We start from the raw sequence: 11313 nt of genomic DNA, 5'->3' as shown, positions 1-11313 counted from the left end.
CCCCGTCTACTTCTGCGACCCGGCCAGCCCCTGGCAGCGCGGCTCCAACGAGAACACCAACGGCCTGCTGCGGCAGTACTTCCCCAAGGGCACCGCCCTGTCCACCCACAGCTCGCAGCACCTGGCCACCGTCGCCGCCGAACTCAACGGCCGCCCACGCAAAACGCTCGGCTGGGAAACCCCAGCCGAGCGCCTGCATAAACTGCTCGCGGCCTAGACAACCGACCACGTGTTGCAACGACCCCTAGAAACCGCCGACGAGGTGTCAGGGCCTTCCCGCATGCGGCGGGGTCAGGAGGCGTACGCCTGGATGTCGGAGAGCTGGGCGGCCGGCCAGCCCGTGTTGCCGGTGAAGGTCACCCGCAGGTGGCGGGCGGAGGCGGCCGGGAAGGCCACCGTGACCGTGTTGCCGGTGGCCGGGTCGAAGCCGTAGCCCGCCGAAGCCTTGGCGGTGCTCCAGGTGTTGCCGTCGGTACTGGTGAGCACCGAGAGCGTCTCGGTCCGCGCGCCCCAGCCGGCCGGCAGCCGGAGCACCAGGCGGGACACCGTGGTCTGGCTGCCGAGGTCGGCGCCCAGCGACTGCGGGAAGGCGTTGTTGGCGCTCTCCCAGTAGCTGTTCGGGTCACCGTCGTTGGCCCGCGAGACGCTGTAGACGTCCGCGTGGCTGGTCTCGGTGAGGGTCCGGCCCGCGAGCAGGTTGGTGTTGGCGGGCGGCGTGGAGGGGGAGGGCGAAGGGGACGGGCTGGTCGGCGGGGTGGTCGGGCTGCCGCCGGTGAGCACGGTCAGCTCGGAGAGCTGGGCGGCCGGCCAACCGGTGTTGCCGGTGATCGTCACCCGGACCCAACGGGTGCTGGTGGAGGGGAAGTTCACCGTGGCGGTGTTCCCGGCAGCCGGGTCGAGCAGCACGCCCCGGGCGGTGGCCAGGGTGGTGAAGGTGGTCCCGTCGGTGGATCCGGAGACGCTCACCGTCTCCGTCCTGGCCTCCCAGTTCGACGGCAGCCTGAGCTGGACGCCGGTCACGTTCGCGGCGGTGCAGCGGTCCACCGTCAGCGACTGCGGGAAGGCGTTGTTGGCGCTCTCCCAGTAGCTCGCCGGGTTGCCGTCGATCGCGTTGGCCGCGCCGTAGCCCTGGTTGGTGCTGGTCGCGCTCGCACCGACGGTGCAGACCGGCGGTGTGGAGGGGGAGGGCGACGGACTGGGCGACGGGGACGGGGAGTCGGACGGCGAGGGGGAGGGCGACGGCGAGGGCTGGCTGCCGTTGGCCGGCCGCCCGCCGTAGGTGAACCTCGGGTCCGGCCAGACGCCGGTGCAGGTCGAGCCCGACCAGCCGGAGTTGCCGCCGCCGTCGGTGATCACGAAGCCGGTGCCGACGCAGTTGTGGGTCGGGGTGGCGGCCTGGGCGATGTTCTTCGCCGTCACGTTGGTGAACTTCATGCTCGCGTTGGCCTGCGCCTGGATCGCGTAGGTGCCCGCGCCGTCGATGTTGATGTTGGTGAAGTTGATGCCGCTGGCCGCGCCCTCGATGGTCTGGATCGCCTCGTAGGAGCTGTCCAGGATGTCGCTGTCGGTGATGTTGACGGTCGCGCCGCTGATCGCCTCGTTGAGACCGCTGAACCAGACCGCGCCGACCCCGAAGTTCCAGTTGAAGTCGTTGTTGCCGGTCCGGATCAGGGTGTTCCGGGCGGCGGTGATGGTGCCCGCGACGGCGGTGCCGTTGCCCGAACTGACGCCCGGGTAGCGGTTGGCGATGTGCAGGCCGCCGCCGTTGCTGATGGTGTCCGCCATCACGTTGTCCGAGATGGTGAAGTCCTTGCCGCCGTACGTGACGATGTTGTTCGCCAGGATCGGCAGCACCACGGTGTTGTGGGTGAAGCTGTCGCCCACGTTCGGCACCCGCTCCGGCCAGGAGGCCAGGCCGTCGTCACCGGTGTTGCGGACGAAGGTGTTGGTGACGGCCGAGTTGGTGACGCCGGTGTGGAAGTTCACGCCGTCGGCGGTCTGGTCCAGGATCCGGCTGTTGCGGATGGTGAAGCGGTCCATCGGACCGTCCATCCAGGCGCCCACCTTGGTGTGCTGGATCCACAGGTTGTCGACCACCGAGTTGCTCATCGCCCCACCGAGGGCGTTCACCTGGTCGTCGTCCACCCGCTCCTGGATGTCTCCGATGAGGGCGAAGTCCTTGAGCGTGACGTTCCGGCTCGGGCCGCCCGCCTCGTGCGGCCGGACCGCGCCGCCGTAGCCGCCGCCGGCGACGTACTTGCCGTAGATGCCGGCCGCCCGGTTCCGGTTCACCGGGTCGCGCCCGCCGAGCACGCTGTACCAGGGCCCGGCCCCGGCGAGGGTGACGCCGTCGACCACCACGTGGTCGTAGAGGGTGAAGTTCCCCTGCGGGATGAAGACCGTCTTCCCCTGCGCCTGACCGGCGTTGACCGCCGCCTGGAACTTCGCGGTCGAGTCGGTGCCCCCGCTCGGGTCGGCGCCGAAGTCCGCCACCACGTCGAGGGCCCCGGCGGGCTTGGCGATCGGCGCGGCGACCTGCTCGAAGTCGGCCAGGTCGATGGTGAAGCTGGGCGACTGCGCGGTGGAGGAGACCTGCAGCCGGATCTTCGCCCCGGCGGGCAGGGTGGAGCCGAACATGGTCCGGGTCTCGTCGTAGAAGTGGTGCGGGTTGGTGTCGCCCGGGTTGTTGTTGAACGGGTAACCACCGTAGTACCAGCCGTACTTGGAGGTGACCGGCAGGTCCTTCAGCTTCGACCCGTTGACCAGCAGGTCGATCGAAGCGGTCCGCCCCCTGCCGTCGGCGGTGTCCGGCAGGCTGTACCGGAAGCTCATCGCGTTGGCGGGCGCGCTGAGCGTGAACTCCACGTACTGGCCGGTGGAGTTGAGCGTGACGGCCTGGCGGCCCGACGCCTCCGAGGGCAGCGTGCCGTAGTGCCGTTCGGGGCCGATCACGGTGCCGTTGGTGGCCGCGTACTCGGCTTCCTGTTCCTTGAACGGCACGGTGGCGCCCCGGCCGGGGACGTCCAGCGGGGAGAGCGTCGGCACCGCGGCGGCGTGCGCGGACTGGGCGGTCAGGCCGAGCAGGGCGGCGGAGCTCAGGGTGGCGGCGGTGAGCAGGGCGAGCGGTGCGCGCAGGCGGCGGAGCGGGGGTGGCTGCATGGGGGGATGCACTTCCTTGCTGGTCGCGTGGGTGGGAACGGCCGAGCGTTGGAGAGACTAGGCGCGACGGTGCATGAAGTCCATGTAGAAGTGCAAAATTTCGACAGAGATCGCGCAATTACGGCGGATCTACGGGTCGCCCCGGAATGTCAGGGGTCGACCCCGACTGTGGGCGCGGGGGCTTGGGTGGGGGTGAGCGTGGGCACCCGGTCAGGCGAACGGGTGCGCCGGCAGGGTCACCGCGTCGACCACGTCCCGCAGGTCGTACCGGCGGCGGTGGGCCGCGCGCTGCCGTTCGGCCCCGCCGCCGCCCCGGCGCAGCTCCGTCCACAGGCTGTGGACGGTCGCCGTGTCCCCGGCTGCGGCGAGCCCGGGGGCGATCCGGCGGAGCAGGCGTTCGACCAGTTCGACGGCGGGCGCGGGTGCGCCGGTGGTCAGGTCGATCCCGGCGCCGGGCAGGCCGTCCCGGGCGGCCCGCCAGTGCGCGGCCCGGAGCAGCAGGTCGGGCACCTGCGGGGGCCGGGCGCCCCGGGCCACCTCGGCCAGCAGCACGGTGGCCAGCGCCCGGGCGAGCCCGGCCAGCAGGACCACCACCCCGGCGTCGGCGTTCACGTCGCAGACCCGGATCTCCACGGTCGGGAACCGCTCGGAGGGGCGGGCGTGCCAGTAGACCATCCGGCGGTCGAGCAGCAGCCCGGAGTCGACCAGCCGGTCCAGCAGTGCGTCGTACTCGGCGGCGTCCGCGCACAGCGGGGTCGGCCCGGCGCCCGGGAACTGCGCCCAGCGCAGCGTGCGCCAGCCCGCGTAGCCGGTGTCCCGGCCGTCGTGGAAGGGGGAGTTGGCGGCGATCGCCTGCAGTGTCGGCAGCCAGGGCCGGAGGTGGTTGGCCAGTTGGACGCCGCTCTCCCGGTCCGGCACGCCGAGGTGGATGTGGCACCCGGCCACCCCCGCCCCCTGGTCGCCGTGCACCAGCGGCCCGTACTCGGCCACCATCCGTCGGTACCGGTCGTGGTCGCTGACGTCGAGTCGGGTGGCGGAGGGGATCACCATCGTCCCGGAGGCCACCGCCCGGCAGTCCGCCCGGTCGGCTGCGGCGGCGACGCCGGTGCGCAGCCGGAGCAGCTCGTCGCGGAGCTGGGCCAGGGTGTGCACCGGTACCGTCCGGGTCTCCACCATGGTCGGGAACAGCTCGCCGCCGACCTGGTCGCCGAGCAGCTCGGCGGCCGCCTTCAGGACGGTCGGCGCCGCCCCGACGGCGGCCCGGCTGTGCCGGTCGGCGAGCAGGAACTCCTCCTCGACACCGATGGTCGGCACCTGGCCCGATCCGGAATCCGACATCGTCGGTCGCTCCGTTCCCGGGCTGCCGCCCGTCGCTGGGCAGTCTGCCCGGCAACCGGAGGATGAATCACCTGACACGCCTGCCCGATCGGGTGGCGCGGGAGCTCAGTGGCGGTCGCCCAGCGCGAACAGCAGGATCACGAAGCCGGCGAAGAGGTGGGTGCCGGCGATGTAGAAGCTTGCCCGGACCAGCATCTGGCGGCGGCGGCTCTTCTCGTCGCGGACCGCCCCGCTGCCGACCGCCTCGCTGCGGATCGCCTCGCCCCGGACGGCCTCGCTCATCGTCGGGCTCCTTCGGGTCGCGGCCTGGTCTCAGATCCCAAGTGTACGGGCGCGCGCGGCGGCCCGGTCGAGCAGCCGGTGGACGTCCGCCTGCCGGGTGGCGGGGGCGTCGTTGTACTCGTCGGGCGAGCTGACGGGGTGTCCGCTTGCGTGCAGCACCTCCATCACCTGGATCCGGGCCCGGCGGGCGTCCCCCGGCGAGCCGAAGCCGTGGGCCAGTACGGCGGCCTGGGCACCGAGCAGGCAGACCCGGCCCTCGGCGTCCCACATGGTGCCCTGCACCCAGCCGGCCGCGGCCAGGTACCGGGAGGTCAGGGTCAGGTGACCGGCGATGCCGACCTCGGTCGGTGCGGGGGGCCTGCGCAGCAGCCGGTCCAGCAGGGTGGCGGTCGGCGGCCGGTGCTCCGCGTACCAGGGGCGGCGGACGCTGCCGAGCGGGCAGACGTGCGGCAGGTCGGGGCGGGCCGGGAAGGAGGCGAGGTACGACTCGATCTCGGCGACCAGGTCGGAGCTGTCGACGGTGAGCAGCGGGGGGAGGATTAACGGCTTATGGGGTGATTTCACCCTTTCTTGATACCCGACGTCCGGGCGACGCGCAGCGGGCGACGCGCGGGACGCCTCCGGTCGCGGAGGATTCCCGGATCCGGCGGTCGGCCGTGGGTGGGCGCGGGTAGCGTGCCGGTATGTCGATCTCCTGGGTGACCGTGCCGACGCCGCTGCCGAGTGGGCCGCTGCGGTTGGCCGTCACCGAGCAGGGGGTGGCGGCGGTCTCGTACCACGGTGACGCCATCGGGGGCGTGCCCGGCCGGGTGGGCACGCCGGAGTGCGCGGACGAGAGCCGGGCCGGGCTGGTGAAGGCCCGGCTGGCGGAGTACTTCGACGGTCAACGGACGGAGTTGGGGCTGCCGATCGACTGGCGGTTCACCACCGGCCCGCACCGCACCGTGCTGCAGACCCTGACCGCGCAGGCCGGCTACGGGCAGACCCTCACCTACGGCGAACTCGGCGCCCGCAGCGGGGTGTTCGAGGACTTCACGGACGGTGGCTGGACGGCCGCCCGGACGGTGGGGAAGATGATGGGCGCCAACCCGCTCTGCCTGCTGGTGCCCTGCCACCGGGTGGTCGCCTCGGACGGTATCGGCGGTTTCGGCGGTGGTCCGCGCGGTCTGGAGATCAAGCGCTGGCTGCTCACCCTGGAGGGCGTGCTGCCGCCGACCCTGGACTGGAACGGCCCCGGCTGACCCGGGGCCCCGGCGTCAGACCAGCGCGGCCAGCGGCTCCGGCCGCTGGGCCGGGAGCGTCACCGGCTGGTGCAGGTGCTCCGGCTGGCGGTGCGCGACCGGCAGCGGCAGCACCGGCTGGATGGCGGCCACCAGCGCGTAGTCCTCGCCGAGCAGCTCGTCGGCCGGTGGCAGCACCGGCACCCGGCCGAGCGCCAGCTGGACGGCGGCCAGCGGCAGGTTCAGCCCGCACAGCCGCAGCTGGTGCAGCCCCCCGGACGGCCGGGTGTTGATGTCCAGCAGCACCGGGACCCCCCGGTGGTGGCGGAACTGCACGTTGGAGAGGTACGCCATCTTGAAGGTCTCGATCAGCCGGCGGGTCGGCTCCAGGTACACCGGGTCGGTGGTGAAGCTGCGGCGGCGGCTGCTCTTGGTCCGGCCGACGGCGGCCAGCAGTCGGCCGTCCTGGTCGGCGAGGCAGTCCACCGAGACCTCGGGGCCCGCCAGGTAGGGCATCACCAGCAGGTCGACCGGCTCGGGGGCGTCGGCGATCGCGTCGGCCAGCTGACCGAGCTGCACGCTGCCGCTGGGCCAGCCGGCCAGCTGGCCCAGCTGGAACGGTTCCCGGGTGATGGTGCGGAACCCCTCGCCGCCCGCGCCACTGGCCGGCTTGAGGCAGGGCTGCTCCCCTGCGTACTCCAACTCCTCCACCGCGCGCAGCAGTTCGTCGGCGGTCCGGACGTGGTGCCAGCTCGGCACCGGCAGCCCGGCGGCCGCCATCGCGACGTAGCCGTCCACCTTGCTCTCGAAGGTGGCGATCGCCTGGGCGGGCGGGCAGACCAGTGTGACGCCCCGGGCGGCGAACTCGGCGCGGTGCCGCGCGATCGCGAGCTGGTGCAGCCGGGGGAGGAAGACGTCGATCCGGTGCCGGTCGCAGAAGTCGAGGGCGAACTCGAGGTACGCCTCGGCGGACAGGCCGTCCGGTTCCAGCAGCCCGTGGTCGGCGGCCGCCAGCACGGGGGAGTCGGCGTCCACGTGGGTGGCGTAGACCTCCACCGGCGCCGCCCGCAGCAGTTCGATGAAGAAGACGTTCTCGGCGTAGGTGCGGTTCAGCCAGACGCGGGTGGGGGCGATCACGGAGTTCTCCCTGGGAAAAGGGCAGCATGCAGGGTGGGAGGGCGTCTGGCAGAGGATGGCCGACCGGCCTTGACTGAGCCCTTGAAGTGGCACCTTAGCGCTCCCGGCCGAACGGATGAACGGGGGGTGGCGGCCGATCCGCCGGGGTGCCGGGGAGAATCCCCGATCGCTCGTCAACTCACTTGGAAAATCGCTCAGTTGACGGGGAGGTCGGCAGGTTTCCGGGATGTGAATTCTTCGCCGCCCCGAGTGCGGCGGCGCACGCGATGCACAGAAACGGCGCAGTCGGAGCGAGAACGTCCGAACAGTCACTGATTCGGGTGAGCCCAATGGCATTTGTCGATCAGCTGAGCCGGGTCGGCCGTCACCATGAACCACGCAACGCGATCCGTCCACCGTGCCCGCATCGTGCTCGCGGAGAGGCCCCTCGATGTCCATCGAAACCACTGTCGGCGTCCCCCATCAGGGCGGGGAGCCGTCGGTCCCGACCGGTGCCCACCCGCACCCGCAGCCGGCGCCGCAGCGCGCCCTCGGCACCGAGGCCGCCCGGCAACTGGCGACCACCACCAAGTCCGCCCCGCAGATGCAGGAGATCAGCGATCGCTGGCTGCTGAAGGTGCTGCCCTGGGTCGAGGTGTCCGGCGGCACCTACCGGGTGAACCGGCGGCTCAGCCACGCCGTCGGCCAGGGCCGGGTGGGCTTCGAACAGACCGGCTCCGAGGTCCGGGTGGTGGCGCCGACGCTCCGGGAGATCCCGCTGCTGCGCGACTTCCCGGACGACGGGCTGCTGGCCGAGCTGGCGGGCCGGTGCACCGCGCGGACGGTCGCTGCCGGCGAGCTGCTGGCGGAGGCCGGCCGGCCGGTCGACCAGGTGCTGCTGATCGCGCACGGCAAGCTCGACCGGCTGGGCGTCGGCAAGTACGGCGAGACCACGGTGCTCGGGATGGCGGCCGACGGCGACCAGCTGGGGCACGAGGCGCTCGGCCAGGCCGATCCGCGCTGGCCGTACGCGGTCCGGGCCGCCACGGCGGCCACCGTGCTGGCGCTGCCCCGGGCGGCCTTCCAGGAGCTGGCCGAGCGCTCCCCCGAGCTGCGCGAGCAGCTGGAGCGGTCCGCGGCGGGCGCCCGGCACGCCGTCAACAAGTACGGCGAGGCGCAGATCGAGCTGTCGGCCGGGCACCTGGGCGAGCACGAGCTGCCGAGCACCTTCGTGGACTACGAGCTCCGGCCGCGCGAGTACGAGCTGAGCCTGGCGCAGACCGTGCTCCGGGTGCACACCCGGGTCGCCGACCTCTACAACGAGCCGATGAACCAGACCGAGCACCAGCTCCGGCTGACCGTCGAGGCGCTGCGCGAGCGCCAGGAGTACGAGCTGGTCAACAACCCCGAGTTCGGCCTGCTGGCCACCGCCGCGTACGAGCAGCGGATCTCCACCCACTCCGGGCCGCCCACCCCGGACGACCTGGACGACCTGCTCAGCCGGCGCCGGAGCACCCGGTGCTACCTGGCGCACCCGAGGGCGATCGCGGCGATCGGCCGGGAGGCCAGCAAGCGCGGGCTGCACCCGGCGTCGGTCGAGCTGGACGGCAAGCGGGTCACCACCTGGCGCGGGGTGCCGATCCTGCCCTGCGACAAGATCCCGATCAGCGCGCGGCAGACCACCTCGATCCTGGCGATGCGCACCGGGGAGGACAACCAGGGCGTGATCGGGCTGCGGCAGACCGGCCTGGCCGACGAGTACGAGCCGGGGCTGTCGGTGCGGTTCATGGGGATCGACGAGAAGGCGATCATCTCCTACCTGGTGAGCGCCTACTACTCCGCCGCGGTGCTGGTGCCGAACGCGGTCGGGGTGCTGGAGAACGTGGACATCGCGTCCCGAGCCTGAGCACGGCGGGGCCGGGGCACCGGTCCGCGCACAGCCACTTTCTTCTGGGGGAGGACGTTTCATGGGGATCTTCGCGATCGAGCGGGACAGCCGCGAGGGGGTCGAGGCCATCGAGGTGCTGGCCCGCTCCCGGGCGGTGGTGGATCCGGCCCTTCGGGCGGCCGTCGAGTCGCTGCCGGCCGCGATGCGGCGGGTCTCGGGGTACCACTTCGGCTGGTGGGAGGCGGACGGCTCGCCCTCGGCCACCGGCTCGGGCAAGGCGATCCGCCCGGCCCTGGTGCTGGCGGCGGCCCAGGCGGTCGGTGCCGTCGGTCCGGCGGTGGCGGTCCGGGCGGCGGCCGCGGTCGAGTTGGTGCACAACTTCACCCTGCTGCACGACGACGTGATCGACCGGGACCACACCCGGCGTCACCGCCCCACCGCCTGGCGGGTGTTCGGCACCACCGAGGCGATCCTGGCGGGCGACGCGATGCACTCGCTGGCCCTGCGGGTGCTGGCCGAGGACGAGCACCCGGCCGCCCCGGCGGCGGTCCGGCGGCTGGCCGACTGCGTGGTCGAGCTCTGCGAGGGCCAGCAGGCGGACTGCGCCTTCGAGCAGCGCGACGACGTCTCGCTGGCCGAGTGCCTGGCGATGGCCGAGGCCAAGACCGGTGCCCTGCTCGGCAGCGCCTGCGCGATCGGCGCGCTGTACGGCGGCGCCGGGGAGCGGGCGGCGAACGCGCTGGACGCGTTCGGCCGGGAGATCGGGCTGGCCTTCCAGCTGATCGACGACCTGATCGGCATCTGGGGCGACCCGGCGGTCACCGGCAAGCCGGTCGGCGCCGACCTGGCCGCCCGGAAGAAGTCCCTGCCGGTGGTCTTCGCGCTCGCCGGCGGCCGCCCCGGCAGTGCCCGGCTGGCCGAACTCTACGCGTTGGAGCGCCCGTTGACCGCCCCCGAGCTGACCGAGGCGGCGGCTGCGGTGGACCAGGCGGGCGGCCGGGCCTGGGCCCAGAGCGAGTCCTGCGAGCGGATGGCGGCCGCGATCGCCCATCTCGCGGACGCCGTACCCGACCCGTCGGCGGCCGACGACCTGCTGGCGCTGGCGGAGCTGGTCACCCGAAGGGCGTACTGAGCTCGGTCCGACGGCACCGCCGGGGTGACCACCCCGGCGGTGCCGCTCGTTCCCCGGCTCAGCCCAGCGCGGTCAGCAGCCGCAGCTCGGTGGCCCGGTCGATCCCGAGGTCGGTGCTGCCCTGCCGGTAGGGGGCGGCGGCGGGGCCGCGCTCCTGGATCCAGGCCCAGGTGTCGGCGACCGTCTCGGCCAGCGGCCGGGTCCGCAGGCCGGCCGCGGCCGCCTTCGCCGAGTCGGCGGTCCAGATGTTCGACCACTCGGGTCCCGACGGGCTCCACAGCGGCAGCCCGGTCCACGGCGCGACCCCCGCCTCGGCGAGCAACTCGTCCGGCACCCAGACCAGTTCGGCCCCGCTGCCGGTGGCGGTCACACAGGCTTCGAGCAGTCCGCGCATGGTGCTGGAGCCGGGCGGCGCGGTGGTGACGTACCGTCCGGCGCCGCCCTGCTCCACCAGGTCGAGGCCGAAGGCGGCGAAGTCCCGGGCGTCGATCAGCTGGAGCTCGCGCTCCGGCCCGCTGCCCGCGATCACCCGGCCGCCCTCGGCGATCCGCTCCAGCCACCAGGGCAGCCGCCCGACGTTCTCGTACGGGCCGATCAGCAGGCCGCAGTTGAGGATCAGCGAGTGCCCGGGCCCGAACACCTCCAGCACCGCGCGCTCGCAGCCGGCCTTCAGGTGGTTGCCGGACGGCTGGTCGGCCGGGGTGTCGGCGGGGCAGGGATGGGTGGCGGAGTTCTCGTCGACCGGCAGCGTGGGCCAGTCGACGAAGGCGTGCACCGAGGAGACGAAGGTGTAGTGGTCGGTGTGCCCGTGCAGCGCCCGGGCGGCGAGCGCGACCGCGTACGGCTGCTGTCCGGAGGTGTCCAGCACGGCGTCCCAGTGGCGGCCCGCGATCAGCCGGGCCAGGTCCTCGGGGGAGTTGCGGTCGCCCCGGACGGCTTCTACGCCGGGCTGGTCGGGGCCGGAGCGGCCGCGGTTGAAGGTGGTGACCCGATGGCCACGCTGCAGGGCCTGGGTCACGTAGGCGCGGCCGAGGAAGGAGGTGCCGCCGATCACGAGGAGGTTCATGCCGTCCAGCCTCCGTCGGCCGGGCGGCATCCGGAAGCGGGGTTCGCCCTGGGCAAAGCCGGTTCACCGAGAGCTGACACCCCGTCCGACATGCTGGTCCGTCGGGGGCGGC

Annotated in this window: 10 protein-coding genes and 1 pseudogene; 4 read left to right on the top strand and 7 right to left on the bottom strand. The window is 73.0% G+C overall.

The window, feature by feature from the left end; translation table 11 throughout:
* Positions 1 to 217, top strand: a 217-nt coding sequence (locus ACIRPK_RS22210) for an IS30 family transposase (RefSeq protein WP_403040999.1), incomplete at its 5' end; no start/stop codon positions are given.
* 74 nt (positions 218 to 291) lie between these two features.
* Here the strand turns inward: ACIRPK_RS22210 and ACIRPK_RS22205 are convergent.
* From ACIRPK_RS22205 to ACIRPK_RS22185, 5 genes and pseudogenes are all read right to left on the bottom strand, one after another.
* Positions 292 to 780, bottom strand: a complete 489-nt coding sequence (locus tag ACIRPK_RS22205) for a discoidin domain-containing protein (RefSeq protein WP_403041004.1) — start codon at positions 778 to 780, stop codon at positions 292 to 294.
* Positions 772 to 3159, bottom strand: a pseudogene (locus ACIRPK_RS22200) (discoidin domain-containing protein); the annotation flags it as partial. The gene ACIRPK_RS22205 and the pseudogene ACIRPK_RS22200, both read right to left, overlap by 9 nt.
* A 210-nt stretch (positions 3160 to 3369) precedes the next feature.
* The gene (locus tag ACIRPK_RS22195; protein WP_403040998.1) at positions 3370 to 4497 is read right to left on the bottom strand and encodes a glutamate--cysteine ligase; all 1128 of its coding nucleotides are present in this window, start codon (positions 4495 to 4497) and stop codon (positions 3370 to 3372) included.
* A 105-nt stretch (positions 4498 to 4602) separates the two neighbouring features.
* Positions 4603 to 4779 carry a DUF6126 family protein gene (locus ACIRPK_RS22190; RefSeq protein ID WP_403040997.1) on the bottom strand — a complete coding sequence of 59 codons (177 nt, stop codon included), beginning with the start codon at positions 4777 to 4779 and terminating at the stop codon, positions 4603 to 4605.
* A 30-nt stretch (positions 4780 to 4809) separates the two neighbouring features.
* On the bottom strand, positions 4810 to 5343 hold the full coding sequence (locus tag ACIRPK_RS22185; protein ID WP_403040996.1) for a hypothetical protein: 534 nt from the start codon (positions 5341 to 5343) through the stop codon (positions 4810 to 4812).
* A 119-nt stretch (positions 5344 to 5462) separates the two neighbouring features.
* On the opposite strand from ACIRPK_RS22185, the gene ACIRPK_RS22180 reads away from it, so the two are divergent.
* Positions 5463 to 6020, top strand: a complete 558-nt coding sequence (locus ACIRPK_RS22180; RefSeq protein ID WP_403040995.1) for a methylated-DNA--[protein]-cysteine S-methyltransferase — start codon at positions 5463 to 5465, stop codon at positions 6018 to 6020.
* 15 nt (positions 6021 to 6035) lie between these two features.
* Here the strand turns inward: ACIRPK_RS22180 and ACIRPK_RS22175 are convergent, their stop codons facing one another.
* A complete protein-coding gene (locus ACIRPK_RS22175) occupies positions 6036 to 7136 on the bottom strand; it encodes an ATP-grasp domain-containing protein (protein ID WP_403040994.1) in 1101 nt (366 codons plus the stop codon).
* 430 nt (positions 7137 to 7566) lie between these two features.
* On the opposite strand from ACIRPK_RS22175, the gene ACIRPK_RS22170 reads away from it, so the two are divergent.
* Positions 7567 to 9021 carry a family 2B encapsulin nanocompartment shell protein gene (locus ACIRPK_RS22170; protein WP_403040993.1) on the top strand — a complete coding sequence of 485 codons (1455 nt, stop codon included), beginning with the start codon at positions 7567 to 7569 and terminating at the stop codon, positions 9019 to 9021.
* Positions 9022 to 9082: 61 nt separating this feature from the next.
* The gene (locus tag ACIRPK_RS22165; protein WP_403040992.1) at positions 9083 to 10135 is read left to right on the top strand and encodes a family 2 encapsulin nanocompartment cargo protein polyprenyl transferase; all 1053 of its coding nucleotides are present in this window, start codon (positions 9083 to 9085) and stop codon (positions 10133 to 10135) included.
* A gap of 58 nt (positions 10136 to 10193) precedes the next feature.
* On the opposite strand, the gene ACIRPK_RS22160 is transcribed toward ACIRPK_RS22165, so the two are convergent.
* Positions 10194 to 11201 carry an NAD-dependent epimerase/dehydratase family protein gene (locus ACIRPK_RS22160; RefSeq protein ID WP_403040991.1) on the bottom strand — a complete coding sequence of 336 codons (1008 nt, stop codon included), beginning with the start codon at positions 11199 to 11201 and terminating at the stop codon, positions 10194 to 10196.
* Positions 11202 to 11313: the final 112 nt, after the last annotated feature.

This window comes from Kitasatospora sp. NPDC101801 (assembly GCF_044766665.1).
Lineage (GTDB): Bacteria > Actinomycetota > Actinomycetes > Streptomycetales > Streptomycetaceae > Kitasatospora.
This window is presented reverse-complemented; position numbering and strand designations above follow the sequence as displayed.

Coding starts and splice junctions, on each gene's coding strand:
- ACIRPK_RS22195 (WP_403040998.1), bottom strand. CDS start 4,497: ATGTCGGATTCCGGATCGGGCCAGGTGCCGACCATCGGTGTCGAGGAG.
- ACIRPK_RS22190 (WP_403040997.1), bottom strand. CDS start 4,779: ATGAGCGAGGCCGTCCGGGGCGAGGCGATCCGCAGCGAGGCGGTCGGC.
- ACIRPK_RS22180 (WP_403040995.1), top strand. CDS start 5,463: ATGTCGATCTCCTGGGTGACCGTGCCGACGCCGCTGCCGAGTGGGCCG.
- ACIRPK_RS22170 (WP_403040993.1), top strand. CDS start 7,567: ATGTCCATCGAAACCACTGTCGGCGTCCCCCATCAGGGCGGGGAGCCG.
- ACIRPK_RS22165 (WP_403040992.1), top strand. CDS start 9,083: ATGGGGATCTTCGCGATCGAGCGGGACAGCCGCGAGGGGGTCGAGGCC.
- ACIRPK_RS22160 (WP_403040991.1), bottom strand. CDS start 11,201: ATGAACCTCCTCGTGATCGGCGGCACCTCCTTCCTCGGCCGCGCCTAC.